Source organism: Rhizobium sp. CECT 9324 (assembly GCF_918741265.1).
Classification (GTDB): Bacteria; Pseudomonadota; Alphaproteobacteria; order Rhizobiales; family Rhizobiaceae; genus Allorhizobium.
In genome coordinates, this window is the sequence record NZ_CAKKMZ010000001.1 from 2,903,928 (window position 1) to 2,930,181 (window position 26,254).

27 protein-coding genes and 1 tRNA gene are annotated in these 26,254 nt (G+C 59.1%); 10 read left to right on the forward strand and 18 right to left on the reverse strand.

Annotated features, from left to right (window positions below; all coding sequences use genetic code 11):
* Nucleotides 1-35 precede the first annotated feature (35 nt).
* Genes LQ231_RS14195 through LQ231_RS14205 form a run of 3 tightly spaced genes read left to right on the forward strand, consistent with a single transcriptional unit; the run spans nucleotide 36 to nucleotide 3,218 of the window.
* Nucleotides 36-1,592: a hypothetical protein gene (locus tag LQ231_RS14195; RefSeq protein ID WP_230171805.1), complete on the forward strand. Its 1,557-nt coding sequence runs from the start codon at nucleotides 36-38 to the stop codon at nucleotides 1,590-1,592.
* Between the two features lie 55 nt (nucleotides 1,593-1,647).
* Nucleotides 1,648-2,517 (forward strand): NAD(P)-dependent oxidoreductase, encoded by an 870-nt coding sequence (locus LQ231_RS14200; protein ID WP_230171806.1) that lies wholly within the window; start codon nucleotides 1,648-1,650, stop codon nucleotides 2,515-2,517.
* Nucleotides 2,514-3,218 (forward strand): DNA alkylation repair protein, encoded by a 705-nt coding sequence (locus LQ231_RS14205; RefSeq protein WP_230171807.1) that lies wholly within the window; start codon nucleotides 2,514-2,516, stop codon nucleotides 3,216-3,218. Before LQ231_RS14200 ends, LQ231_RS14205 begins: the two co-directional genes overlap by 4 nt.
* Here LQ231_RS14205 and LQ231_RS14210 read toward each other — a convergent pair.
* From LQ231_RS14210 to LQ231_RS14220, 3 genes are read right to left on the reverse strand one after another with little or no spacing between them, the layout of a single operon-like run.
* Complete coding sequence (locus LQ231_RS14210) at nucleotides 3,215-3,703, reverse strand: Lrp/AsnC family transcriptional regulator (protein ID WP_113141649.1); 489 nt, start codon at nucleotides 3,701-3,703, stop codon at nucleotides 3,215-3,217. The genes LQ231_RS14205 and LQ231_RS14210 overlap by 4 nt on opposite strands.
* Before the next feature lie 49 nt (nucleotides 3,704-3,752).
* Nucleotides 3,753-4,430: a uracil-DNA glycosylase family protein gene (locus LQ231_RS14215; RefSeq protein WP_230173363.1), complete on the reverse strand. Its 678-nt coding sequence runs from the start codon at nucleotides 4,428-4,430 to the stop codon at nucleotides 3,753-3,755.
* A gap of 47 nt (nucleotides 4,431-4,477) precedes the next feature.
* Nucleotides 4,478-5,107 carry a thermonuclease family protein gene (locus LQ231_RS14220; RefSeq protein ID WP_230171808.1) on the reverse strand — a complete coding sequence of 210 codons (630 nt, stop codon included), beginning with the start codon at nucleotides 5,105-5,107 and terminating at the stop codon, nucleotides 4,478-4,480.
* 65 nt (nucleotides 5,108-5,172) lie between these two features.
* Here LQ231_RS14220 and LQ231_RS14225 point away from each other — a divergent pair, with 65 nt between their 5' ends.
* A complete protein-coding gene (locus LQ231_RS14225; RefSeq protein ID WP_230171809.1) occupies nucleotides 5,173-6,708 on the forward strand; it encodes a HAMP domain-containing sensor histidine kinase in 1,536 nt (511 codons plus the stop codon).
* On the opposite strand, the gene LQ231_RS14230 is transcribed toward LQ231_RS14225, so the two are convergent.
* Nucleotides 6,709-7,134, reverse strand: a complete 426-nt coding sequence (locus LQ231_RS14230) for a diacylglycerol kinase (protein WP_230171810.1) — start codon at nucleotides 7,132-7,134, stop codon at nucleotides 6,709-6,711. It abuts the gene before it with no gap.
* Nucleotides 7,127-8,149: a nicotinate-nucleotide--dimethylbenzimidazole phosphoribosyltransferase gene (gene cobT / locus LQ231_RS14235; RefSeq protein WP_230171811.1), complete on the reverse strand. Its 1,023-nt coding sequence runs from the start codon at nucleotides 8,147-8,149 to the stop codon at nucleotides 7,127-7,129. The genes LQ231_RS14230 and cobT overlap by 8 nt, the downstream gene beginning before the upstream one ends.
* A 123-nt stretch (nucleotides 8,150-8,272) precedes the next feature.
* Here cobT and LQ231_RS14240 point away from each other — a divergent pair, with 123 nt between their 5' ends.
* The 3 genes from LQ231_RS14240 to LQ231_RS14250 are packed head-to-tail and all read left to right on the forward strand — an operon-like array spanning nucleotide 8,273 to nucleotide 10,013.
* Nucleotides 8,273-9,058, forward strand: a complete 786-nt coding sequence (locus LQ231_RS14240) for an adenosylcobinamide-GDP ribazoletransferase (RefSeq protein ID WP_230171812.1) — start codon at nucleotides 8,273-8,275, stop codon at nucleotides 9,056-9,058.
* A 35-nt stretch (nucleotides 9,059-9,093) separates the two neighbouring features.
* Nucleotides 9,094-9,315, forward strand: coding sequence for a DUF1289 domain-containing protein (locus tag LQ231_RS14245; protein ID WP_230171813.1), 222 nt, complete (start codon nucleotides 9,094-9,096; stop codon nucleotides 9,313-9,315).
* Nucleotides 9,312-10,013: a TIGR02281 family clan AA aspartic protease gene (locus tag LQ231_RS14250; RefSeq protein WP_230173364.1), complete on the forward strand. Its 702-nt coding sequence runs from the start codon at nucleotides 9,312-9,314 to the stop codon at nucleotides 10,011-10,013. Before LQ231_RS14245 ends, LQ231_RS14250 begins: the two co-directional genes overlap by 4 nt.
* Nucleotides 10,014-10,017: 4 nt before the next feature.
* Here LQ231_RS14250 and LQ231_RS14255 read toward each other — a convergent pair whose 3' ends face one another.
* The 7 genes from LQ231_RS14255 to LQ231_RS14285 all read right to left on the reverse strand — a co-directional run bounded on the left by LQ231_RS14255 (nucleotide 10,018) and on the right by LQ231_RS14285 (nucleotide 17,022).
* The gene (locus LQ231_RS14255) at nucleotides 10,018-10,779 is read right to left on the reverse strand and encodes an ABC transporter permease (protein ID WP_230171814.1); all 762 of its coding nucleotides are present in this window, start codon (nucleotides 10,777-10,779) and stop codon (nucleotides 10,018-10,020) included.
* Nucleotides 10,776-11,702, reverse strand: a complete 927-nt coding sequence (locus LQ231_RS14260; RefSeq protein ID WP_113141658.1) for an ABC transporter ATP-binding protein — start codon at nucleotides 11,700-11,702, stop codon at nucleotides 10,776-10,778. The genes LQ231_RS14255 and LQ231_RS14260 overlap by 4 nt, the downstream gene beginning before the upstream one ends.
* 254 nt (nucleotides 11,703-11,956) lie before the next feature.
* Entirely contained in the window at nucleotides 11,957-12,781 is an 825-nt protein-coding gene (locus LQ231_RS14265; RefSeq protein ID WP_113141659.1) for a response regulator, read from the reverse strand.
* A 229-nt stretch (nucleotides 12,782-13,010) separates the two neighbouring features.
* A complete protein-coding gene (locus tag LQ231_RS14270; RefSeq protein ID WP_113141660.1) occupies nucleotides 13,011-13,286 on the reverse strand; it encodes a hypothetical protein in 276 nt (91 codons plus the stop codon).
* 123 nt (nucleotides 13,287-13,409) lie between these two features.
* Nucleotides 13,410-16,022, reverse strand: a complete 2,613-nt coding sequence (locus tag LQ231_RS14275) for a mechanosensitive ion channel family protein (RefSeq protein ID WP_230171815.1) — start codon at nucleotides 16,020-16,022, stop codon at nucleotides 13,410-13,412.
* 129 nt (nucleotides 16,023-16,151) lie between these two features.
* Nucleotides 16,152-16,673, reverse strand: coding sequence for a heme utilization cystosolic carrier protein HutX (gene hutX, locus LQ231_RS14280; protein WP_230171816.1), 522 nt, complete (start codon nucleotides 16,671-16,673; stop codon nucleotides 16,152-16,154).
* Between the two features lie 7 nt (nucleotides 16,674-16,680).
* On the reverse strand, nucleotides 16,681-17,022 hold the full coding sequence (locus LQ231_RS14285) for an antibiotic biosynthesis monooxygenase (protein ID WP_230171817.1): 342 nt from the start codon (nucleotides 17,020-17,022) through the stop codon (nucleotides 16,681-16,683).
* A gap of 274 nt (nucleotides 17,023-17,296) precedes the next feature.
* Between LQ231_RS14285 and LQ231_RS14290 the strand changes: the two genes are divergently transcribed.
* From LQ231_RS14290 to LQ231_RS14300, 3 genes are all read left to right on the forward strand, one after another.
* Nucleotides 17,297-18,142 carry an ABC transporter substrate-binding protein gene (locus LQ231_RS14290; protein ID WP_230171818.1) on the forward strand — a complete coding sequence of 282 codons (846 nt, stop codon included), beginning with the start codon at nucleotides 17,297-17,299 and terminating at the stop codon, nucleotides 18,140-18,142.
* Nucleotides 18,143-18,207: 65 nt separating this feature from the next.
* The gene (locus LQ231_RS14295; RefSeq protein ID WP_230173365.1) at nucleotides 18,208-19,227 is read left to right on the forward strand and encodes an iron ABC transporter permease; all 1,020 of its coding nucleotides are present in this window, start codon (nucleotides 18,208-18,210) and stop codon (nucleotides 19,225-19,227) included.
* A 1-nt stretch (nucleotide 19,228) separates the two neighbouring features.
* Nucleotides 19,229-20,020, forward strand: coding sequence for a heme ABC transporter ATP-binding protein (locus LQ231_RS14300; protein ID WP_230171819.1), 792 nt, complete (start codon nucleotides 19,229-19,231; stop codon nucleotides 20,018-20,020).
* Nucleotides 20,021-20,360: 340 nt separating this feature from the next.
* On the opposite strand, the gene LQ231_RS14305 is transcribed toward LQ231_RS14300, so the two are convergent.
* The 6 genes from LQ231_RS14305 to LQ231_RS14330 form a co-directional block, all read right to left on the reverse strand.
* Nucleotides 20,361-20,436, reverse strand: a tRNA-Lys gene (locus tag LQ231_RS14305).
* 127 nt (nucleotides 20,437-20,563) lie between these two features.
* Nucleotides 20,564-21,481, reverse strand: a complete 918-nt coding sequence (locus tag LQ231_RS14310) for a PhzF family phenazine biosynthesis protein (RefSeq protein WP_113141667.1) — start codon at nucleotides 21,479-21,481, stop codon at nucleotides 20,564-20,566.
* A 72-nt stretch (nucleotides 21,482-21,553) separates the two neighbouring features.
* Complete coding sequence (locus LQ231_RS14315) at nucleotides 21,554-22,276, reverse strand: NUDIX hydrolase (protein WP_230171820.1); 723 nt, start codon at nucleotides 22,274-22,276, stop codon at nucleotides 21,554-21,556.
* Nucleotides 22,277-22,291: 15 nt separating this feature from the next.
* A complete protein-coding gene (locus LQ231_RS14320; protein WP_230171821.1) occupies nucleotides 22,292-23,401 on the reverse strand; it encodes an endonuclease/exonuclease/phosphatase family protein in 1,110 nt (369 codons plus the stop codon).
* 144 nt (nucleotides 23,402-23,545) lie between these two features.
* The gene (locus tag LQ231_RS14325) at nucleotides 23,546-24,571 is read right to left on the reverse strand and encodes an ABC transporter ATP-binding protein (protein ID WP_230171822.1); all 1,026 of its coding nucleotides are present in this window, start codon (nucleotides 24,569-24,571) and stop codon (nucleotides 23,546-23,548) included.
* On the reverse strand, nucleotides 24,559-26,253 hold the full coding sequence (locus LQ231_RS14330; protein ID WP_230171823.1) for an iron ABC transporter permease: 1,695 nt from the start codon (nucleotides 26,251-26,253) through the stop codon (nucleotides 24,559-24,561). The genes LQ231_RS14325 and LQ231_RS14330 overlap by 13 nt, the downstream gene beginning before the upstream one ends.
* Nucleotide 26,254: the final 1 nt, after the last annotated feature.

The window sequence follows — 26,254 nt, forward strand, 5'->3', positions numbered from 1 at the left end:
TCCTGACGACTGAATCAATTTGGGTGGCGGCGGCGATGGCCACAACCACGGTGATCGGCCTGATCTTCGGTCGATATGAGATCCGCTTGCGCCGCCTGCGCATGATCCGCGACTACATTGCCGCATTCCCCACCACGGCAGGCGGCGATGGCGCGCAGGGGATCAACCCTTCGTTCGAGTTCGTCCGGACGAAATACTCGGCCGATGTCGAGCCATACGCGCCGCCCCCGGAAGCATCTAGAACGCCGCCGAATGGGGAACCCGGGGCAAAAGAAAACGCTGACGAACTGGTTTCCCAGATCACCGCTACCATCGAGCAGACCCATCGTTTCGGTCGCCGGCATGATCGCCAGTTGCTCTGGTCATCGCTGCCCTACGCACTTGTCGTGACGAGCGGTTTCTATCTCGCCCTCATCCCGTCATGCAGCATGAGCAATGCGACCTGTGCGCGTGACCTCGTGCTCAGCCTGTTCATCACCGGCGGATTGCCGGGATCTGCCGGCGCAGAAGCAAGCCAAATGGTGCGGTTTGCCGCAGAAAACACGGCAACCGTTGCGGCCTTTGCCTTCATCGGCGCCTATGTCGCTTCGCTCCGCTATCTGGTCAAGGCTCTGGCCGTCTTCGACCTGTCGGCATACACATTCATCCGCCAGGCCGCGATGATCGTCATCTCCGTGCTCGTCACGATCATCCTCTACCGCGCCTTGCCCAATCCGCTTCTCGCCATCGCTGACTTCGCAAAACCTGCACCCAATGACACCGTTCTTACGCACAATCCGGGCATCCCTCTGATCTGGATCCTGCTGGCGCTGAGCTTCGGCCTCTTGCCGGAAAGCGCAATACAATTTGCCCTCGTCAAGTCGACCACCGTGATCAATTGGATCAAGCAGACCGACGACCGTTTCAAGGACTGGACAAGGGTCATCCCGCTGGATGCCATCGACGGTATCGACTATTTTACCCGGTTCCGGTTGGAGGAGTGCGGCATTTCCGAAGTCCAGTCTCTCGCCACTTACAATCCGATCATGCTCCATATCGAAACGCCCTACGGCATCTACCAGGCGATCGACTGGATCGCACAGGCGCAACTATGCTGCGTTGTCGGGTTGGACCGCTTCCTGCTACTGCGCCAGTTCAACGTCCGGACGATCTTTGATCTGGAACGCGCCTTGAAGCAGGAACGCAGTTTGGAGGCAGCAGAACAGGTTGCAATCGACAAGTTCGACCGCATTTACGCCGCGGTCCTCTTCGCGCCAAATAGCCTGTTGCAGGGCATCCAGAATACGAGCAATGCAAAATTCCTGATCCCGGGTGACGAGCCGGGACTGGTGCGGGAAGTGGATGCAGGAGAGTTCAGCAAATGGGCCTTGTCATCGATTACCGGCACACCGAAAGACGCCTCCCGCGCCATCGAACATCTGATGGACTGGATCGGCGATGATTTGCACGTTCGTCGCTTGCGGCGTCTATGGAACGAGATTTCCGTTCGCCTTGGCCCCTTGTCTCTCGAATTGCTCGGCGATGACGAGATCAGGAGAAACGCGGGTACAACGTCCACGTTCCCGCTCCAACCGCCATTCGTCTTTCCCTAGACGTAGGCTTGCGCTATGCCTTGTGCCGACATTTTCGCAGGCATGGAGCATGAGCATGGCAAAGGTCGCATTCATCGGTTTGGGCGTCATGGGATATCCGATGGCGGGGCATCTCAAAGCCAAGGGCGGCCACGACGTGACCGTCTACAACCGCACCACCGCAAAGGCGGAAGCCTGGGTCAAACAGCACGGTGGCCGTCATGCGCTTACCCCGGCGGCCGCGGCCAAGGATGCGGATTTCGTGTTTACCTGTGTCGGCAATGACGACGATCTGCGCTCCGTCACCATCGGCGAAAATGGCGCTCTGTCCGGCATGAAGCCTGGCGCGATCCTGATCGACAACACGACGGCCTCTGCCGAAGTGGCGCGTGAACTGGCGATGGCTGCCGAAGCGAAAGGCTGCGGTTTCATCGACGCGCCTGTCTCGGGTGGTCAGGCCGGCGCCGAAAACGGCGTGCTCACTGTCATGTGCGGCGGAGAGGAGACAACTTTCGAACAGGCAAAACCGGTCATCGAGGCCTTTGCCCGAATGGTCGGCCTCATGGGACCGGCAGGTGCCGGCCAGTTGACCAAGATGGTCAATCAGATCTGCATTGCCGGCCTCGTGCAGGGCCTTGCCGAAGCGATTCATTTTGGCAAGAAAGCCGGCTTGGACATTGAAAAGGTTGTCGAAGTCATCTCCAAGGGGGCTGCGGGCTCCTGGCAGATGGAAAACCGCCACAAAACCATGGCGGTCGGCAAATACGACTTCGGTTTTGCCGTCGACTGGATGCGCAAGGATCTTGGCATTGTGCTGACTGAAGCCAAAAGCAACGGCGCTACCCTGCCCGTCACGGCGCTCGTCGATCAGTTCTATGGCGAAGTCCAGAAGCTCGGTGGCAACCGCTGGGATACCTCGTCCCTGCTGGCCCGCCTGGAAAAATGACCCTTGGTCTGCTCACCACCACCAAAGAGCTCATTGCGCATCTGAAGGCGCTGCGCAATGACGACAATGTCGCGGCAATGACACGCTTCCGCATCGCCACCGAAACCGCATTCGGCATATCCAATCCGGACTTGCAGAGGATTGCCCGCCAGATCGGCCGCAATCATGCGCGCGCGCTGGAACTCTGGAAGACCGGACTGCGCGATGCGCGCATGGTAGCGATCTACACGGCTGAGCCAGAGCATATGACGAGGTCTCAAGCCGCAGAATGGGCAGCGGATTTCAACTCTTGGGAAATCGTCGATGCCGCTGCCGATCTTTTCACCGAACTTGAACAATGGCAGGCTCTGGTTACGCAATTTGCTGGCGATGAACGTGAATATGTCAGGCGGGCCGCTTTCGCGATGATCGCCGGCGCTTGCGTTCACAACAAATCCGAACCGGATTCCACCTTCCTCGATTTCCTCGCATTGATTGAACGACACGCGACCGATCCACGCAACTTCGTCAGGAAAGCGGTGAACTGGGCCCTCCGCAATATCGGAAAGCGCAATCTGCACTGTCATGGCCCCGCACTCGATTGCGCCGAACGCCTGGCCGCAGGCGACAACAAGACGGAGCGGTGGATTGGCCGGGAGGCTGTAACGGAACTGACGAGCGAGAAGTCACTCGCCCGCCTTCGGAAAAGCGCGACTGCTTAATCCTCGTTCGACTTGTTGTTGTCGAGCATCATGTAATCAAGCGGCAGCTCAGTGGTGTACTTGATCTGCTCCATGGCAAATGCCGATGAGACATCGCGGATCTCGATCTTGGCGATCATGCGCTTGTAGAACGCATCGTAAGCGGCAATATCGGGCACCACCACGCGCAGCAGATAATCGACGTCGCCGCTCATGCGGTAGAATTCGACCACTTCCGGAAATTCCGACACGACCTCCGAAAAACGCTTCAGCCATTCGATGGAATGGCTCGACGTGCGGATCGAGACAAACACGGTGACCTTGGTGTTGACCTTGGCCGGGTCAAGCAAGGCCACGCGACGGCGGATTACACCGTCCTCTTCCATCTTCTGGATGCGGCGCCAGCACGGTGTTGTCGAAAGCCCGACTTTCTTGGCCAAGTCGGCAACCGCCAGGGTAGAATCCTCCTGGAGAATGCGAAGAATTTTGCGGTCGAGACGATCCATGACAAGCCCTGAAAACTGATTTTCTCAGATATAGCGGGATTCGATCAAATTAAGGAAAATTATTTCGATCTATCAACAGCGAAACCTCTCGCCTGAGGACCGGCAGCACATCGACCTCGAACCATGGGTGCTTTTTCAACCAGCTCGTGTTGCGCCAGCTTGGATGCGGCAGGGGCAGAACACGCGGCCCCGGCGCATTGCTGAGCAGAAATTCGCGCCAGTTCTCGACAGTCTCCGTCATGGTCTTGCGACGTCGGTCCCGGAGATGCCAGAGTTGGGCATATTGCCCGACCGCCAGGATGAGTTCGACCTGCGGCATCGCATCCATCACGGGCTGGCGCCACCGTGGCGCGCATTCGCGCCGCGGCGGTAGGTCATGGCCCTCCGCATTGTATCCAGGGAAGCAGAAGCCCATCGGAACGATGGCAAACCGCGACCTGTCATAAAACGTATCCCGATCGACATCCAGCCATTGTCGCAGCCGGTCGCCGGATGCATCATCGAACGGAACTCCGCTCTGATGCACGCGCAGACCGGGTGCTTGGCCAGCGATCAGGATCCGTGCGGTGTTTGACAGGTAGGCAACCGGCCGCGGCTCATGTGGCAAGCGGCAGGCTTCGCCGCCAAAGGCATGGTCACGACAGATGCGACATTGCGCAATTGCATGGCCAAGTGCGTCTGTATTGCTAAGTGCACCGACGGCGTCAGCATCGATACCGCTCTCCATGAGCAAACGTGTTTCGGTGTCCTGCCGCACTTTACCTGTCCTGTGCTTCAAATATTCAACCATGCGCCAATCTGATTGGAGACATACGTCATGAACCCGCCGGCCGGTTCCATCTCGTCTAGTTTACGCGCCCGCCGCCAATCCGCGGGCCGTTCGAACCTGCCGGCCCAAAGTCCCCGTTTTGCAACCTGCGCCTCGGCTTGGGCCGACAGATAGTCGCCTTCTGCGACAACCAGCCCCTGCCGAACCATTGCTTCTGCGAGATCGGCTCCCTGCAACGCGCAGCGGACCAGCGTCCTTCGATATTGATCTTGTGCGCTCCCCTGACAGGCCCAGGCCGCGCGATCGATCAACAGCTCCAGACCATCACGGGCCTCAAGGCCACAGTCATAGCTGACCATATCCCCGTTTTCACACCTTTGTCCAAGTTCGGGGGCATCGATCCCGACAAGTCGCAATCGCTGACCGTGCGATGAGAGTGTGTCACCATCGACAACCTGGAATGGGCCTCCAAGTTCGATGGCAGCATCCTGTTCCAGCTTCGCAATAATCATCAGCGATAGCGCCAGCATGCAGAGGCCGACAAGCGCATCCCGCAAACGCCTGATCATCACCGCCACATTCCCTCCCATTTCAACAACAAAACCTTTGCACACATGGCAAACAAATCCTTCCATGACAGGATCTTCTTAAGAATTGGCCGATAAACTCGGCTCAGTCAGCGGTAGAAATCCACCTAGTGATGAGTAACGGCGTAACCACATCCACCGACAAGAACATTGTCGACCTGACACGCACCCATCATAACCGGGCGGCGACGAAAGCTGTGCGCCTCACGCGTGAGCGCCTGCAATCGGATCAGGGCATCTCTCCTGCGTTCGACGTAGAAATCCTTGGCATGCATCTGGCAGCAACCCTTCAGGGTGCAGCCATCATGCCCGCCATCCTCTTGCTCGTCGCGGGATTTGGCACATACCTCACCGCGGAGCCGCGTTTGTTTCTCTGGGGGATTTTTGCGCTGAGCATGCATGCGCTCTGCATCCTCGTCGCCAAACGCGCCTCCAAGACCGGCATCACCCCCGACAACCACAGGCGGTGGCGGCAATATCTCTTGGCGGGACAGGTCGCAATGGGCTGTTCCTGGGCGATCTTTGCCACTCAGCAATGCGCCACCTGTGGTGGCAGCGGCTTTGCGTTTTACAAAGGCGCCGTCCTGCTTCTGGTCCTGTCCGTCACGGCAATGGCCAACATGCTGCTGCGTCAGGCCGTGCTTTTCGGCTTCCTGCCTACGGTCGCGGCGCTGGTCTACCTCTCGCTGACCAATGGCCAGATGCTCGATCTCGGCCTCACTGCCGTCTTTACCACGGCACTGATCTTTTTCATCTATATCACCAACCGCCTGCATCAGGCGAATTTGAAACTTCTTTCCTTCCAGACCGAAAAAGACGACCTGATCGCCGAACTGGAAGTGGCAAAATCGCTGTCTGACGAAGCACGCCGCCGTGCGGAAGAAGCGAACATGGCAAAGTCACGCTTCCTCGCGTCGATGTCACATGAACTGCGCACCCCGCTGAACGCCATCCTCGGCTTCTCTGAAGTCATGGCGACCGAGATCCTCGGTCCGCTCAACAATCCGCTCTACAAGGAATACGCTGGCGATATCCATCGTTCTGGCAAACACCTGTTGGAACTGATCAACGAAATTCTCGACCTGTCGCGCATCGAAGCCGGCAAATATGAGCTGAGCGAAGAGGTGGTTTCCCTTCTGGAGCTCGCGGAAGATGGCATCGGCATGATCCAGCTCAGGGCAAAATCCAAGAATATCCGTATCGAGGAACAGTTCGAGCAGAGCCTGCCGTCTGTTTGGGCCGACGAGAAGGCGATGCGTCAGGTGATCCTGAACCTGCTGTCCAACGCAGTGAAGTTCACGCCACAGGGTGGCGAAATTACCGTCAAGGCCGGCTGGACGGCCGGCGGCGGCCAGTATGTCTCCATCCGTGACAATGGTCCCGGCATTCCGGAAAATGAAATCCCTGTTGTCCTGTCCGCTTTCGGCCAAGGCTCGATCGCGATCAAGAGCGCCGAACAGGGCACCGGTCTCGGCCTGCCGATCGTTCAGGCAATTCTCGCCAAGCATGGTGGCGAATTCAAGCTCAAGTCGAAACTGCGCGAGGGCACGGAAGTCATCGCCATTCTTCCATCAAGCCGTGTGTTCGAGAGCTTGCCCGCTGTCACCGAAGCCAAGGCAATCGAGCCTCGCCGCCGCCAGTTCGCCTGATCAGAGATAGCCGATCAGGCGTGAGCCGACCACATAGCCAACCAGCAACGCATTGGCGACGATCAGGCAGAAGACTGCGAAGGATCCGAGATCCTTGGCATTGCGCCCAACTGTGGATATTTCCGGCGAGATCCTGTCGACGAGTTCCTCGATTGCGGTATTCAGCGCCTCCACGCAGAACATCAGCAGCATCATGATCACGAAGCCGAGGTATTCGAGCGGCGTGGCACCAACGAACGCGAACAGGCCGAGACCGACAATCAAGGCCAGAAGTTCATGACGGAAGGCGGCCTCGCTGATCAGTCGACGAAAGCCCTGTGAAGAATACTGTCCGGCCGCAAAGAGATGCGCGATGCCCGTCTTCTTCTGGATAATCTCGGCCGCAAGGATTTCGGGTGCCGTCTGCCCCTTCTTCTGCTTAGCCATCGGTCTTGTTGCTCACACCGGCCTGATCGAATGTCGCCATACCGGAATGGCAGGCGGCCGCAGCCTTGACGATGCCGGCGGCAAGGGCCGCACCCGTCCCCTCGCCCAGCCGCATGCCGAGCGCCAAAAGCGGCGTCTTGCCAAGTTTACCGATCGCTTTGAGATGCCCAGGCTCGCCCGAGACATGACCAATCAGGCAATGGTCGAGCGCCGTCGGATTGGCTGCCTTGAGGATGGACGCGGCGGCCGTTGCGACATAGCCATCGATCAGGACCGGGATCTTTTCCATGCGCGCGGCAAGGATGGCGCCCGCCATGGCGGCAATTTCACGTCCACCGAGGCGGCGCATGACTTCGAGCGGATCGTTCAGATGCTCCTTGTGGAAATCGACCGCCTGCTTGACGGCTGCGATCTTGCGCTGCAGCACATCGCCTTCCGAACCCGTGCCGGGCCCAACCCATTCTTCGGCCTCTCCGCCATAGAGCGCCAGGTTGATGGCAGCGGCAATTGTGGTATTGCCGATGCCCATCTCACCGATGCAGAGCAGATCCGTACCGCCGGCAATCGCTTCCATGCCGAAAGCCATGGTGGCGGCGCAATCGCGTTCGGACAGCGCCGGTTCGCTGGTGATGTCGCCGGTCGGATAGTCCAGCGCCAGATCGAAGATCTTCAGGCCCAGATCGTATGTCACGCAGATCTGGTTGATCGCAGCACCACCCGCCGCAAAGTTCTCCACCATCTGCTGGGTCACCGAAGGCGGGAATGGTGTAATACCATGTTTGGTGACACCGTGATTGCCGGCGAAGATCGCGACCAGCGGACGGGTGACCGCCGGCGACCGGCCAGACCATGCGGCAAGCCACATCGCGATTTCCTCGAGCCGTCCCAGCGCTCCCGGCGGCTTGGTCAGTTGGCGGTCACGGTCACGTGCCGCAACCAGGGCAGCCGTATCCGGTCCCGGCAGCTCGCGCAGCAGAGCGCGGAAATCATCGAATGGCAGGCCAGTAACGGTCATGAGGCGAGCTTCCTTGTAATCTTCCTGCAAATCAGGCTTTGTGGCTCTCTCATACTGGCCACGCGCACCCGTCTCAACTTAAAAAACGGCAGATGTGGTCACCAATTCGACGGACGACGGTAAATGCTGGATTGGCGTGCCTCTATTGATGAAACGGCAAGGGCAATTTCCTTTCTGAGCCGCCTGCCCGTCCCGAACCGGTACTTCAGGGACCATGACGGCAGTCTGTCAAAAACGGCAGCCGCTTTTCCGCTCGCCGGGTTTTTGATCACACTGCCTTCTGCTTGCGTTCTGGCGCTGGCTCTGACGTTTGCCGCCCCCCCCGCAATCGCCGCGCTTCTTGCTCTGGCGGTTCAGGTGATGGTGACCGGCGCCCTGCATGAAGATGGCCTGTGCGATACGGCCGATGGTCTTGGCGGCGGCCATGATCGGGAAAAAGCCCTGGCGATCATGAAGGATAGCCGCATCGGCACCTACGGCGCGCTGGCCCTGATCCTGTCGATCGCATTGAGGACGACAGCGCTTGCGACACTGTGCGTGCTCGGCACCGCTGCGCCTGCCATCGTCGCATGGCTGGCCGCCGCAAGCGTCAGTCGCGCGCTGATGGTGTGGCACTGGTCGAGGCTTCCGACCGCCCGCACCGACGGCGTGGCATCGCGTGCGGGTGCGCCAGACAAGCCGATCGCCAATCTTGCGCTGGCGCTGGGCGGCGGACTGTCCATCGCACTTGGTTGGCTCGCCTTGCCCCTTGCTCCCCTGCTCTTCGCCGTGCTTGTCGCCGGTATTCTCGGCTATGGCTTTACCGCTCATATCCGCCAGAGGCTCGGTGGCCAGACCGGCGACACGATCGGCGCCTGCCAGCAGATTGCCGAGATCGGGTTCCTTGTCACTCTTGCCATCGCGCTTTAGGCAACCGATATAAAGAGACCGACTGGAAGGCCGCGATGGAATCACCCTGTATTCTGATCTGTTCGATCGACGACAAGACCGGCTATTGTTTCGGCTGTGGCCGCACGCGCGACGAAATCGGCAGCTGGACGGGTTATTCCGACTCGGAACGCCGCGGCATCATGTCAGACCTGCCAGCAAGACTGGCAACGATGGAACGAAAACCGCGCCGCGAAACCCGTCGCACGCGGATGTCACGCGAGCGCGAGACAGGCTGATGCGTCTGATCGTGGTTCTGGCGATACTCGGACTTGGACTTGCCGTCCTGATTTTCAATCATGATGCTGGCGAGAGTTTCGGTATCCGCAACGACGATTTTGGCAGCCTTGTTGCAACACTGCCGATCATTCTGATGCTGTCTGCTGGCATTGTCGCCAGCCGCCGCTCCTTTGGCCAGAGCATCAGACAACTGGCGATCTGGGTACTGATCGCGTTGGTCCTCGTTACCGGCTATCTCTATCGCAATGATTTCAGCGCAGTCGGAGAGCGGCTCCTCGCCGGTTTGGCGCCCGGAAAGGCCGTGACCGTGACGACCGCAGACGGATCGACGGAGGTCGTGCTGCACAAATCGCTGGGTGGACATTTTGAAACAACCATCGCCGTCGGCCCCGTCTCTGTACCGGTTCTGATCGACACGGGCGCGAGTTCGGTCGCTCTACGCTATGAAGATGCCGTGCGCATCGGCATCGATCCAGCAACGATCAATTTCACCCGCACCGTGATGACGGCCAACGGCCGCGCATCCGCCGCCCCGGTTCGGATCCCGGAAATCCGCCTCGGACCGATCACTCGTACCAACGTCGAAGGCGTGGTGCTCGAAGAAGGCAGGCTCGACCGGAGCCTGCTCGGCATGAGTTTCCTCTCGACGCTGGGTTTGCTGCAGATGCAGACAGATGAGCTCCGGCTGCGCGACTGAGGCATCAGGGCCGCAGCTTGTAGCCCGTCTTGAAGATCCAGGCGAGAAATCCGAGGCAAAGCAGCAGGAACAGGCTGACCATGCCAAGGCTCAACAGCGGATGCACGTCCGACACCTCGAAGAAGCTCCACCGGAAGCCGCTCACCAGATACAGCACCGGATTGAAATGGCTGACCGTTTGCCAAAAGGGCGGCAGCATGTTCACTGAATAGAAAGTACCGCCAAGGAATGTCAGTGGCGGAACAACCAACATCGGCACCAGGCTCAACTGCTCGAAATTTTTCGCCCAGATACCGATAATGAAACCAGCGAGGCTGAACGTTACAGCCGTCAGCAGCATGAAAAACAGCATCAGAAGCGGGTGGGCGATCGACAGGTCGACGAAGAAGGCAGCCGTTGCCAGGATGATCAGCGCGATCATCATGCCCTTGGTCGCCGCCGCGCCGACATAGCCGATCAGGATCTCGCTCATCGCCACAGGTGCCGAGAGGATTTCGTAGATCGTGCCGGTAAATTTCGGGAAGTAGATCCCGCTCGATCCGTTCGAGATGCACTGGGTTATCAGCGTTAGCATGATCAGGCCGGGCGTGATGAAGCCGCCATAGGCGATGCCGTCGACTTCCTGCATACGCGAGCCCACCGCCGCGCCAAAGACAATGAAATAGAGCGCCGTCGACAGAACAGGAGAAATCACGCTCTGCAGCAGCGTCCGGCGGGTGCGTGCCATCTCGTAATAGTAGATGGATTTGATCGCCTCGAAATTCATTCGGCTTCTCCGATCAGCGAGACGAAAATGTCTTCGAGAGAGGTCTGACGCGTGGAAAGATCATCGAAACCAAGGCCGGCCGCATCGACGTCCTGCAGCAGGCGCGCGATGGCGCCGTGATTGCTGCCAAGCTCATAATCGTAGATCAGCTGGTCACCTGTGTCGTTCAGTTTTAGATTCCATTCTGAAAGGCTTGCAGGGATTTCTTCCAGCCGCGCGTGAAGCTGTACGGTCAGATGTTTCTTGCCAAGCTTTCTCATTAGCGTGTTCTTGTCTTCGACAAGCAACAGCTTGCCGCGATTGATCACGCCAACGCGGTCGGCGATCTCCTGCGCCTCCTCGATATAGTGGGTCGTGAGGATGATGGTGACGCCAGTCTGCCTGAGCCGCGACACGAGCTGCCACATATCCTTGCGCAGAGCGACATCGACACCGGCCGTCGGCTCATCGAGAAACAGGATGCGCGGCTCGTGCGACAACGCCTTGGCGATCAGCACACGCCGTTTCATCCCGCCGGAAAGTTCGCGCAATGCATCATTGCGTTTTTCGAACAACGTCAGTTCGCGCAGAATGGATTCGACCAGCTCAGGGTTCGGTTTCTTGCCGTTCAACCCGCGCGAAAAGCTCACGGTATTGATGACGGTCTCGAACATGTCGGTCGTCAATTCCTGCGGCACCAGACCGATCTCGCCGCGCGTCTTGCGGAAATCCTTGACCACATCGTGGCCCGCGACCAGCACTTGGCCGCTTGACGGATTGGTGATGCCGCAGACGATCGAGATCAATGTTGTCTTGCCGGCACCGTTCGGCCCGAGCAGGGCAATGATTTCGCCCTCCTCGATATCAAGACTGACATTGTCGAGCGCTTTGAAGCCATTGGCATAGGTCTTGGACAGGGAACGGATGGAAATGATTGGCGCCATTGGCTTGGGGGACTCGCTATTGCTATCTGCCGCCTGAATATAGGTCTGGAATACGGGGTTACCAGTGACAACGCCCGCGTATCACCATCATCTGACGCAGCCGAGCCGATTTGCGCTGCAACATGGTTCCCTGGCCATTCAGCGCACCGCTGGATGCGCGCCTGTTCACGTCGGCCACCAGCCTGAAATGCAAACGGCAGGCGCGAAACCAAGTTCCGGCTTGCCGATCATCCATGGAATGAGCCGTTGAGCGCCTATTTGTTACGCGCTTGCGCAGCCCTGATTTGCACCAGCGTATCGAGGTTCTGGTTGACGCGGCAGTAGAATTCCTCGTCGATAAAAGGACGCAGCATGAAGTCGTTTCCACCAACCTTCAAAAAGCGCGCGGATAGCAGGCGATTGTTGGATGACGATACACCGATGATACGCAGTTCATGGCTGCCGCGAACCGACCGGATGCGCCGTGTCAGTTCGAAACCGTCGATGTCCGGCATGTTGTAGTCGGTGACAACGAGACCGATGTCAGGATTGGCCTTCAGGATCTCGATCGCCTTGGCGCCGCTTTCGGCAAGGCTGACGCGAAAATTGTAGCGCTTGAGACGGCTCGAAAGCAGAGCGCGGGCCGTGGCGCTGTCATCGACGATCAACACGTGATGGCGATGATTGGTGAGGAACCGATAGACCGATTCAGCGAGCATATCGACTGCAAAGACATTGTCCTTGAGAATGTAGTCGACAATATCCTTCGCCAGCAGTTTTTCGCGGATCTCGTCATGGAACGTCCCGGTGAATACGATCGTCGGAATGTTGCAGTCGATCATGTATTCGAGCGCTTCGCCATTTTCGGCACCCGGCAGATTGATGTTCGAAATCGCAAGAACGACCGGTTCGTCATTGAGTTCATTGGCCATCTGCATGTCTTCGAAGGTTCTGCAGATCTCGATATCCACGCCCATCAATTCATTGAGGCGCTGGCTAATCATCTGAGTGAAGACATTGGAATCTTCCCCGAGAATGATGCGAACGTCGGGGAATGTTTCCCCTGAATATTGCATCCCGGAAATACCTAGAACTGCCATGACTCGCCTTTTTGTGTTTTATTCAACACTTAGTCATTTAGCAGTGATCGTTTGCGGAACCGTTAATTCGACAATTTTAAGGCAGCAACGCGTAGCGATAGTTAAGTAATGCGGAACGCACTGCCCGGCGCCGTCCATCTCTACTTGTGGGGATCGCCGAAAGAGCACGTGGACCGAGCATCTGACGCCTGAGTGCGTGCCACGCCGGCGGATGCATCAATCAGCGAGTTCACTTAATCGTCGCGATACCATCCTTGATGTCGATGGATTCACTGCCCGCAAGACCAAGCCGGTCGCCGTTTGGCAGTGTCACGAAACAACCTGCAGGGCAAATGGAATCCGAACCTCCGGCGTCGAGCGAAACCTCGACACGATTGCCATTCTCCACCACGATCAGCACGATCGAGGATGATCCCGAATTGCTGATCGAGGCAGCCAAGGCACCGCCGCCCAGAGCCGGGGCCAAAGAGAGAAATATACCACCCACTACCAGAAATCTGATCATTTCGGTCGTGGGGCTCGCGGCCCCACCCCTCTGTTGTGCATGACCGTCGACAGGAAGTTTCTTTCCCCTCGGCCTTACCCCTCTTCTGACGCATTCCCCCTGAATGGCGCCTGAATGAGGCATTCATGGCAGGAGTTTGTCATCATCCGCGCCGTCATGCAAATCATCCGCCGCAAGCTTTCGCTCAGTGGCCTTGCCGCGATTGCGTCGCAGCAGAGCACTGCGATCGCTGTCACTGAGATGCAGCATCACATCCTGATGCGGATAGGGCATCATGATCCCTTCGGCGCGGAACCTTCGCAGGATTTCCATCCGCACATCATTGCGGATGGTCAGGCCGTCATTCATGTCGGCAAGATGAAACCGGAGCTCGAAGTCGAGCGACGACGCCCCGAAACGAAGAAATTCGACATGCGGTTCCGGATTGCGCAAAACCTGCGGAACCGTATTGATGATCTCCAGCAACAGATCGATGACCTCCTGGGGGTCGGCCTCATAGCCGACGCTGACAGGGATCTCGGAACGCTGCATCCGGTTGCGATGCGTCCAGTTGCCGACCGGCGCATTGATCAATTCGGAATTCGGCACGATGATCGACTGCTTGCGAAAGGTTTCGATTTCGGTGGCCCGAACGGAGATGCGCTTGACGATGCCTTCCGTCGTGCCGGTCAAGACATGGTCGCCAACCTTGAAGGGTCGCTCGACCAGAAGAATGAGACCGGAGACGAAGTTCGATACGATGTTCTGCAGACCGAAACCGATACCGAGAGACAGGGCACCGGCAACAAGCGCCAGACTCGACAGGTCGATGCCGGCCGCCGATATCCCGACGATCCCTGCCACTGCCGTGCCGAGATAGCCAATACCGGTCTTCACCGAATTGCGCACGCCCGGGTCGACATGCGATCGTGCCATTACATTGCCGTCGAGCCACTTCTGCAGCCACCGCGTGACCACCAGACCAAGCGCAAACAGCAGCACACCACCCAGAATGCCGAAAATGGAAATGCGGATCGTGCCAACATTGACCTCGGTGAAGAGGTTATAGAGCCACAACTGTATATCGCGCGGCTGGAAGCCCCAGGACATCAGGATCAGGGGCACACCCAGGATCAATGCGAAGGCATAGATCAGCAGCCCGGCGACGATGCCACTCTGATCCAGTCCGACAGGACCAAGGCGAAAACGCTTCGCCACATATTGGCCGATCCGCGTGTCGCCGAATTGGTTCGGCGCGGAAATCGCCTTGCCCGAGAGGATGCCGATATACATCGTCGCCAACACCGCGCCGGCCAGAACGATCTGGGTCGCCAGGAAGCGGGCGAAGCCGACATAGCCGATGCTGCTTGCAAAAATCAGCAGGATACCGACAAGCCGGAAAGTGATGGAAACACTGCGCGGCCAGGCTCGACCCTTGTCATACGGGTCACCGCTCTCGGCAAGCACCGGGCGCAGGAACGAAACGATGAACAACAACAGGCCAACGGTCAGCGACGAAATCAGGCTCTTCATCACCGTCAAGACCACGGGAGAGCTGAACGCCTCGCTGATGACCGCCAGGACATAATCGAGCCCATTCACCAGGGCCATCAGAAAAATGGCGATTGTCAGGTCCCGTGCACCAACATTGGACAGTTTGACGAGACGCCAGTTGGGCGCGCGCGGGGCAAGCGCGGCTCTCGAGATCATCGACACGAAAAAGACCAGTCCGATAAATCCGAAAATCGAACTCACAATCGGAGCGATGTCCGGTCGCAGGATATTGAAAGTGTCGAGCAGGAAATAAGTATTGGCCAGGAAGAAGCCGAACGCGAGCGAAGGCAGGATCGTCGACCAGAAGGCGACCGACAAGCGGCTCATATAGTTCGGGTTCTCCACCATCGGGTCCCGGCGGATCAGCGAACCGAACAAACGATATTCGATGAACAGCATGGCCGATGCCAGGACCACCGATAGAAAAACCGTGATCGCAAACGGTACCGTCTTGAACTTCAGCACGAAGACGATCCAGCTGACGATACTGCGATGGACGCGCCCGACATCCGCGGAAAACGACTCGGCGGCCTCGGCTGCCACCTCTGTATTGATTTCCGTGTGTTCGAAAAGCTGATCGGTGAAGATCGCACGCCGGATAGCCGTGATTCGATCGGCAAGCGACTTTCCCTCAATCGACAGATCTTCGGCCTGTCCGGTCAGCGCATTGATCTGCGAGCGCGCGGCGTTCTGCCGGTTGCGTTCTTCAGTGACGTCTGCCGCTTCCGGCGGCTGACCTTCGGCAGGCGGCTCGCCCAGTTCGGTCAGTCGGGTCTGGATATCGTTCAGTCGCGGCCGGAGTTCGACGGAAAGCGCTAGCAGATCCCGGACCAGCACATCGGCTTGAACCTTGAGGTCTGCCAGGACCCGATCGTCCTCCTTGCTCTGCTCAACCTGTTTGTTGAGGCTTTCCATACGCTTGCGCGCCTGATCAATTTGCGTGTCGGCCGCCGTCAGTTTTTCATCCCGAACGGGCTGCGCCGGTGCAGCCGGGGCTGGGGCTGCCGCGGCTGCCGGCGTCGTCGTGGACGCGGCGGGTGTCGACACCGGGCTATCGGCGCTGGCTGCCGGAGCCTGCGCAGTCGGTTTCACCAGATCTTGCGTCTGCGCCAGGGCCGCCATTGATTGGAAATCGGACGCTGGCAAAGCGGCCGCTGCGAGCGCCATCGCAATGGAAAGAAAGCCGTATCGAAGTCGGATCAATGCAAATCCCTAGCCTGAATGAGAAATCGGCGGGACCATAGAACCAGTTATAGGCAAAAGAAAGAACCGCTTAAACAACAACGGCCGGCGGAGAAAACCCTCCGCCGGCCGTGAATGCATGTGCGGACGTCAGGCAGCAGCGGCCATCCGAAGGGCCTCGAAACGCTGAACCTGATCTTCGATCAACGCCCGTTCCTTGTCACGGCGGACGAAGACCTTGAACATGGCCTTGCCATCGCCATTCATGAACCAGACCGAACAGGATCGGCGTCCATGAAAGCCACGATCGACGAATGCAATGTTGACGCAACGATCCTTGCGAATGTGCCCGCCGATCGGGCTGTCACCATGGATGTTGAACCAGCCATGGCCTTCGCTGCCATCGACAAGCGCGCCATTCACTTCGAGCACGATGTCATCGGTATGTACGATCAGCAGGATTTCCCCCCAACCGGTCATGTCCTTCCAGACCGCATCCCAGCGGTCTGCCGGCACCAGCACAGCAGCACCTTCCGGCAGACTGGCGAGCACGTCGGCCGGCGTGACATCGGCCTGAACCGCAATCTGCTCGATGACGCCATCCGGCTTTTCTGCAAGAGCGGCGCGGGCGCGATCGGCGCGCTCCGTGTTTGAATGAGTGAGCGTATCCATCAGACGCTCACGCAGCAATTTCGGCGCGCTTGCCGGTATTGTCTTCGTGGATGATCACGTCGAAACCTTCGAAATGTGGCCCCGAGAGATACTGCACCTTGCTTTCGCCGGCGCGGGCATGGGCAGCGCGGAACTGTTCCGACTGGGTCCAGGCAACAAAATGCGCGTGCGTCTCCCAAACCGTATGCGATGCGTAGAGCGTATGATCGTCTGCCTTGTTGCCCTTCAGCATATGAAATTCGACATAACCCGGCACTTCGGCAAGACGCGCCTGTCGCGAACGCCACTGATTTTCAAAGGCTTCTTCGAAGCCCGGCACGACGCGAAAACGGTTCATGGCAATGTACATCTGTCTGATCCTCTCAATCAAAAACGAACTGCGGATGATCGAAGCAAAATCGCAATCGGGAGTTCTTTTCGGATCTCACCAACGCAGCCCCATGCCTGCAATCTGTTGCCTTCCTAGATAAACTTGTGTAACTAAGTCAAGTTAAATGTCGCTGAATTGCCGGCGCCATCACACCCCGAAACAAGCGAGGCGACGTCAGCCAAACGGCCTGTCACGCACCTTGCCCCACAGGTTTAACGATATCATGCATTCCGTTCCTTCGCCCCGCCGTCTCATGCTTTCTCTTGTTTGCGCATTGGTGATTGCCCCACAGGCAGCCCTTGCCCAATCGGCCGATGCCAAGCGCATTGTCGCGATCGGTGGCACGGTGACGGAAATCATCTATGCCCTGGGTGAAGGCGATCGGATCGTGGCCGTCGACACCACCAGCAGCTATCCGCCGGAAGCCACGCAAAAGCCGAACATCGGCTACGTCCGCCAGGTTTCGGCCGAAGGCGTGCTGTCGCAGAAACCCGATCTGATCGTTGCCGAATCCGGGGCCGGCCCGGTCGACGCAATGAACATCCTGAAAGCAAGCGGCCTGACATTGATCAGCATTCCAAGCCCACCCGACACCGCCGCCATTCCCGACAAGATCCGAGCCGTTGGCGAAGCAATCGGCCGCAAGAACAAGGCCGAGGAACTCGCGCTCAAGGTCGAGGCGACACTGAAGGCCACAGCAGACAAGACCACCTCCACAGCGACGAAGAAGAAGGTGCTCTTTGCACTTTCGCTGGCCAATGGTCGCGTTATGGCAGGCGGCTCGCAGAGCTCGGCCGATGCGATCATCCGGCTTGCCGGTGGTGAGAACGCCGTCAGCACAGTGTCCGGCTACAAACCTCTCACCGATGAGGCCATCATCGCGGCAGCCCCCGACGTTGTATTGGTCATGAGCGGCGGCGCCACACACATGACTGCCGAACAGGCCTTCGCCCTGCCTGCGCTGGCGTCGAGCCCAGCCGCCAAGAACAAGGCTTTCGTCACGATGGATGGCCTCTATCTGCTCGGGCTCGGCCCTCGCGCCGCAGACGCCGCCGCCGAACTGCACGGCAAGCTTTACCCGGAGGCGACAAAGCCGTGAACACATTGGCGCTTTTCGCCGGTCGCAGCACAGTCGGCGGCGACCGTTCCGCACTTGGCCTGCTGATGGTGGTGGCACTGCTCCTTCTTCTGGTGCTGGCCATATTCACCTCGATCGTCGTCGGTCCGACAGGCGTCGGCCTGCCCCATCTCCTCGACTATGTCAGCGGCAATGCGAGCGCTCTCGACAGCCAGAACCTGCTGATCCTCGAGGCTGTGCGCCTGCCTCGGACCGCCATCGGCTTGCTGATCGGTGCGGCACTGGGTGTTTCCGGCGCCATGATGCAGGGCTTGTTCCGCAATCCGCTGGCTGATCCTGGCATTGTCGGCGTCACGTCCGGCGCAGCGCTAGCTGCGGTAACGGCGATTGTCCTCGGTCCAACGCTGCTATTTCCGCTGCAGTCCCTGCTCGGCGAACAGTTCCTGCCGATCATGGCCTTTCTCGGCGGACTGGCGAACACATTCCTGCTTTATGCCATCGCGACCCGCCACGGCCAGACCTCGACAACGGCGCTGATCCTGTCGGGCATTGCGATAGCCGCCATGACAGGGGCAGCCACCGGGTTGCTGATCTTCATGGCCGACGACCGCGCCCTGCGCGACATTACATTTTGGTCGCTGGGCTCGCTCAGCGGCGCAAGTACCGCCAAGATTGTGGCGATCCTGCCGTTCGTCGGCTTCGTCATGCTGATCATCCCCTTCGTCGCGAAGGGGCTTGATGCGCTGGTCCTTGGCGATGCCGCCGCATTTCACATGGGCGTGCCGGTTCAGCGCCTGAAGCGGCTGACCATTCTGGCCGTCGCGGCCGCCTGCGGCGCCACGGTGGCCGTTGCCGGTTCGATCGGATTTGTCGGAATCATCGTTCCGCATCTGCTCAGGCTGGCAATCGGCCCCTCCCACCGCTTCCTGTTGCCAACATCGGCACTCGGCGGCGCTGCGCTGCTGCTTTTTGCCGACAGCATCGCGCGCACGATCGTCGCACCGGCGGAACTGCCGATCGGCATCATCACCGCGATCCTGGGTGCACCCGTCTTCCTGATGCTCCTGCTCGGACGCAACAGCCGTTCAAACATGGAGGGAATTTGACATGATCCGCGCAAAGGAAGTCAGCATCATTCGCAGCGGACGTGCGCTTGTTGACCGTGTCAGTCTCAATCTTCAGCCGGGCCGCTTCACGGTCGTGATCGGCCCGAACGGCGCTGGCAAGTCAACGCTTCTCAAGGCCATGTCGGGCGAATTGCGTCCTGACCACGGCGATATTTTCTATCACGACCGCCGCCTGCAGTCGTTGTCGCCGATCGAACTGGCCGCAGAGCGCGGTGTCCTGCCACAATCGACGGCCCTGTCGTTTCCCTTTACCGCGCTTGAAGTCGTTCGCATGGGGGCAGTCGCCCACGGCAGCCGGGAACCAGGCCTTGCGGCGCGCCAGGCGCTTGCCCGTGTCGGCCTGGGTGGTTTTGAGGCACGAAGCTACAACGCGCTCTCCGGCGGCGAGCAGCAGCGTGTACAGTTGGCGCGCGTCCTGGCACAAATGCCCCTGCCCGTCTCGAACGGTAAGCCTCGCGCGATCTTTCTTGATGAACCAACGGCAAGCCTGGATATCGGACATCAGATTTCCGTGCTCGAACTCGCCCGCGATTTCGCCCGCGCCGGCGGTGTGGTTCTCGCCATCCTCCATGATCTCAACCTTGCCGCTGAGTTTGCCGACCACCTGGCCATCCTGCACAAAGGCAAGCTGGTCAGTGAAGGTCGCCCTGGCGACACGATCAACGACAGTATCATCTGCGAGGTCTATGGCATCAGTGGCACGGTCGGCCGCTTGCCTGCGGACCACATTCCTTATGTCTTGCCGCAGTCGAGACAGTCGGCTCAACGCTGAGCCGGCTACGCAGGTTATCCACAGTTATCCACAGGGCTAGCAAACATATTCACGCCCGAAAATGGCAACGAATAGCGAACGCCACCGACAAAAGACGAGAACATAAAGGGAATATATCAGACGAACACCCGAGCGGAACGCACCAGCGTCGGTCAAGAAAGATATTAGCCGGCTGGCGATATTGTTTCGCCGAATTCACAGCCAGTTTCGTCACGACGCACACCCCGCGAACCGGTAGCGCCGCGCGCCGCAAAATCACAAATATGCGACAGGAGAAGTACCGAGACGAATGGAGACCATAACGGTCTTTTTTATCCAAATGATTGGTAAGATTGAGAAATGGTGGGTGATGTAGGGTTCGAACCTACGACCCGCTGATTAAGAGTCAGCTGCTCTACCAACTGAGCTAATCACCCGCCGCGCCCCGTTCTGGAGGCGTGACCGGGCGTATAAACAGGATATCGAACCTTGTCTAGCGCCGAGACGAAAATTCTTGGCTGTTTGGTCAAAAAAATTTCAGAAATCCGAAATTTCCCTTATTTTTCAGAGATCCAGGCTTCCCGTTGCAATACGCACGGCCTGACCGCCAATTCGCGCCCGAGAAATCGCGCCGTCTTTAACGTCGATATGCAGATGAATGTGGGACGGCCTGCCCATCTCCACGCCCTGCTCCACCATCAGCGGGTGATGGCCATCCGGCAATCCGTCGAAATGCCAGATGGCGCCGGACAGCGCCGCAACAGCGGAACCGGTGGCCGGATCCTCCGTAATGCCCATGTCCGGCGAAAACATCCGTGCATGGAACCTCGCCGCATGATGGACCCCGCCGCGGCAATAGACATAGGCAGGCGTAAGCCGTCCCTCACATAAAGGCGCCGTGCGCTCCCACAGTTGCGGATCGAATTCCAGGCTCTCGACAGCGGCGAGGTCATGGACCGGAACCAGCAGAAACGGCACTCCAGCGCCCCAGATGGCCGGGACGTGGTTCTCAAAGCCAATCGCCGTCACTTTCAGCGACAGCGCGTCAGCGATGCCCTGACGGTCGAGTGGCAGGTCATAGCGGCTGGATGTACGCGGCAGATCGAATTCGGCAAAACTTGCCTCGCCGGGCCTCAACCTCACGGCACAACGAACCGGGCCGACATTTTCCTCCAGCACCGACACCAGATCGAGACCGCCGTCCTGATCGCCATAGGCTTGCTCTGCAAGCGCGATTGCGGTGCCGACCGTCGGATGGCCGGCAAACGGCAATTCACGCGCTGGCGTGAAGATACGGACCCGTGTGGCATGGGTGGAGTTGCCGGCTCTCTGAACAAAGACGGTTTCCGAAAGATTGAATTCTGCGGCGATCGACTGCATGGCCCGATCCGAGAGGTCGTCGCCGTCAAAAACGACCGCCAGCGGATTGCCGGCAAGTTTGCGATCGGTGAAAACGTCATAGATGGAATAGCTTCGTGCCACGGGCAATCTCCGGTCGGTCGCATTTGGCTCGTCACACTGCCCCAGCACAACGCTCAAGGCAAGCAACGGGCGTCACGACCGGGAAGCGAAGTACCAGTCGAGTATGGGAAGCATTGCGACATTGTACCGGTGCGCCGTGTGGTCTGCGTTGCGGATGGCAACCGCACCGGAAATTTCCTGTTCCTCGGCGTCGCGGGCAAAACGATTGATCGCCTCAACCAATTCATCTGCCGCAGCGTCGAATTGAAAGATCTGGAAAAACGTCAACCGGCGTGAGCGATAGCTCGCATAGACAAGGCCATCAGTCTCGGCCTGAAGGAGGTCAAGCCCCGTCTCTTCCAGCACCTCACGGTGCATGTTGCCGGCGAGATCACAGACGCCTTCGACCACATCGGAATGATCCAGCGAGCCGGCAGCGAAATAGACCTGACCGGCATTGGCGGTATGCGGCGCCATTTCCACAGCGATCAGTGCTCCATCCGACGACACGATCACCGGATAGCCAAACAGGTGGCAGGCGCCGGATCTGTCCTCCTGCTTGCGCCACCAGAGAAAGGTCGAAAATGATGCAAGATAGCCATCGGCCTCGATTGTTTCCCCTCTCAACCGAATCCGGTGCTGCAGGACCATCCGACCGTCAAACAGCATTGGATTCGCCGCATGTTCGACCGCCCAGTTTTCGGCAACAGCCTCACGCATCGTCTCTTCCAGCGGATGACGGCCTGGCAGTACGGACAGACGATAGGATCTGATCGGCACCACGGTGCCATCAATCGGCAGGCCGGTCTCGTCCATCACAATGATCACCTTTCACGGGATATGCAGTGAGATCGCGACGGGGCAGTGATCCGACGCCTTGGGCCGGTCCCAACCAACGCGCGGATAGCGCTCAATGTCCTGACCCGGGGGAAACGGCGTTCTGAACGGCTGGCCATTGCGGATGATGTCGGGCACGACCGTCGGATTGGCGCGTGCCAGTGCCGGTGACAGCCAGATATAATCCAGTTGGCAGAGATGCTGCTCTTGCGGTCCCCTCGCGTGGTAAAGCGTCCAGCGATCGAGCACATCGCGTCGCAACATGACGTTTTCGACAAAGCCGTCCCCTGACAAAACATCAAGTGCGCTGTTCAGCCCCCCAACCGGCTCAAAACGATAGCCGCGGCGGCGCTCGCCGATGACATCGACACGCTCCTGATAGTCATTCAGGTCGCCGCAGATGATGAAATTCATCCCGGCCACATGTTCCTTGCCGAACCGGTTTTCGATGATGTGACGAACCGCCTTCAACTCGGCTTCGCGGACGGGCCTTGTCATTTCACGGCCATCCACACCATCGCGACCGTTGGTCATCGATTTCAGATGCAGCACATAAAGCGTCAGCGGGCGTCCACCAATGCGCAGATCAAGCTCCAGACAGTCCCGTTTGAAGATCTTGTCATCCGGCTGCAGGTTTGGCCCGAGGCCGGTGTGGTAGAGCGACAGGGTGCGATAGGTCAGCGCCGCATGGCTCTTGATATCGACAAGCTCGATCCGCTCGCCGTCGCGGGTCTGCTCGCGCATCAGCACGGCCACATCGATGCCACGGCTGTCGTTGCCCTCGATGATGTATTTTTGCCTGTAACCGGCGCCCACCATGCGGAAGAGATAGCCATACTCGAACGCCTGAAGCGCCTCCATATTGTCCACCTCCTGCAGGCAGAGGATATCCGCATCTGCGTCTGCGATCGCGAGCGCTGATAACTGCCGGGTGTCGTCGGTCGTCGCCACCACCCGCGCGGCCTCCAACTGCTGGTAGCCAAGCTCGGTCTTGATCTCGAAGAGTTTCAGCACACGATCGGCGCGCAATTGATTGCGAAAACCGGTAAAATCAAATCGGGTGATGAGGTTTTCAATATTGAAGGTTGCGATACGCAGCGACATCTCGGATTGCAACCTTTCGAACGGCAGCGGAGCATTCACTAAAACGACCGGACACCGTTATGGCATTGATTTGCGCGTCGCGCGACAAGACAGGCTGCATCAGGTATGTTTTTCCAATCCGCTCCACCTTGCGACCAGCCTTCTTCAAAGCCGCCAACCACAACCGATGACCACGGGCACCACCGCCCCCACCTGCAATCGTTCTCGCCAGTGCGCCCGAAGGGATTGGCCGTCGCCGAGGCGCAGGGTCATCGAGTACCGCTCGCCTTCGAAGACGACATTTTCCACCACAGCCGGCAAACCACCCTCACCGATATGAACATCCTGAGGGCGAACCAAAACATCCACCGAAGGTCCATTGTCCAGCGTGGTTAGCGCCAGCTGGACCGCCTTCCAGTCAAGATCGCGGGTTGCTGTTGCACCGGCGCGGACGGACAAGATGGCACCGCGTCCGACCAGCTCTCCCACCCGGCGCCCCTCCGGTCGCGCATAAAGCTCGGCAGGCGATGCCATCTGCAGCAGCCTGCCCTCCGCCATCACGGCGACATCGGTCGCCAGCGCCATGGCCTCGGCCTGATCGTGCGTCACATAGATCATCGTGGCGCCCGAACGGGCGTGAAACTCGCGGAAAGCATCCTCCATCTCGCCTCTCAGATGGCGGTCTAGATTGGCCAGCGGCTCGTCCAGCAGCACGACATCGGGAGATGTTACAAGGCAACGGGCGAGCGCCACCCGCTGACGCTGGCCACCGGACAGTGCGGCCGGTCGCCGGTCCGCATAGGCCTCAAGCCGCACCGATCGCAGCGCTTCCAACACTTTTTCCCGATACCGTTCGCCGCTGACGCCACGCACTTTCAACGGGTAACCGACATTCTCGGCAACGGTCATGTGCGGCCAGAGCGCGTAGGACTGGAAGACCATGGCCATGTTGCGCCGTTCAGGCGCCACAATTTGTGCCGCATCCGACATCACCCGGTCGCCAAGCTGGATCATCCCACCCGTCGGCGCCTCGAAACCCGCGAGCATGCGCAACACCGTCGTCTTGCCGCAGCCGGACGGGCCGAGCAGCGCCAGAAAGCCACCGTCGCGGATTTCCATCGACACGGCGTCGACAGCCGGTCGGCCGGTGCCGAAATCCTTCGTCAGTTGATGCAAAATCAGTTTCGCCACGGCACGACACCTTTCGGCAGCCAGGCCGCCATCCACTCGAGAAGCAACATCAGGATAACGATCATCACCACCACCAACACGGAAAGGGCGGCCGCAAGGTCGAAGGAACCGCTGTCGTCCAGATTGTAGATCGCGACACCCAGCGTCTGCGTACCCGCTGACCACAACAGCGCAGACACGGTCAGCTCATTGCAGGCAACGAGGAAAACGAGAATCACCGATGCGCCGGCAGCAGGCGCGATCAACGGCACCAATATTTCGGCAAGACGGCGCCAGAACCCGGCGCCCGACAACCGGGCTGCCTCTTCCAGTGCCGGATCGAGCTGCCGGAAGGCGCTGATAATCGGCTTCAGGCCGACGGCAAAAAAGCTGGACAGATAGGCAAGCAGGATGATCCACAGCGTCCCGTACAAGCTGACGCCGACAAGCGGAATCGGCGCGGCAAAGATCAGAATGAAAGCAACGGCAATGACGATTCCCGGCAGAGCATAAGGGATTTCGATCATCGCCGCGATCAGTCCCGTCCAGCGGCTTTTTGTGTGCGTCAGGGCGTAGGCGGTGAGCACACCGAAAACCAGAAGCCCGAAGGCGGTCAGACCGGCGAGAAACAATGAATTGACGAAAGCCGTCTGGGTCACGGCCTGGCGGAAGAGGATCTCTTCATAGGCCGAGAGAGAAATGGTCTTCCACGAAAACACGACACCATAGGTCGAGACCAGGGATCCCGCCACAAGCGCCAGAAACGGAAGCACCAGCATTGCGGAAAGCAAGAACCACAGTGCCAGCTCGACGGGCAGCCGCCAGAGGCCGAGATTGAAACTCGCGGTCAGACCCGCGCCGCCGACGGTGCGGTATTCCCGGCTGCGCAGCACCCGTTCCTGCAGACCAAGGCCAGCGATGGCAAGGATCGCGATCATAGCCGACAGCAGCGCGATGTCGCCGAATGTACTCGGACCGAAACTGGCAAAGCGCGCATAGATCAATGTCGGCAAAGTGTAGATGGCGGCAGGCATGCCAAGAATGGCAGGAATGCCGAAATTTCCGACGCCCGAGACAAATGCAATCGCCGCACCGGCAATGAGCCCGGGCATGGCGAGCGGCAACACGATATCGCGCAGCACCTGCCGCGACGAGGCGCCCGAGAGTTTGGCCGCATCGATGCCCTCCTGCGGCAGCGCCAGCAGGCCGGCTCTGAGGGAGAGAAACACCAGCGGCGCATGCTGCACGCCAAACAGCAGGGCAATGCCATAGATCGAATAGAGCGGTTGCGGGCTACCGAGCGGCGGGGCAAGCCCGATTGCCTTGAGCAGCGGACTGGACGGCCCGGACAGCCCGACCCAGGACAACGCCGTCACCTGCGGCGGGATCATCGTCGGCAGCATGAACAGGAAGCCCAGCACGCCCCTCGCCCGCACATTGGTCAGGGCCAGGGCCAGCGCAAACGACGCGCCGATGATCAGGGCGACAATCATCCCGAGGAAGGAGGTCGTGAGCGTATTGAGGGTCGCCTGCCAGACAGCCGGTTCGCGCAGCAGCTCCAATGCCTTGCCGCTCCAGATCGAGCGAAATCCGGCCGCGACGAGACGCAACAGCGGCACGGCGCAAATGCTGAAGACGAGCAGGCCGACAAAGGGGAACAGCCAGCGAGGCTGGCTGTTCGTCTGCTGTAAAGGAAGTGGCATT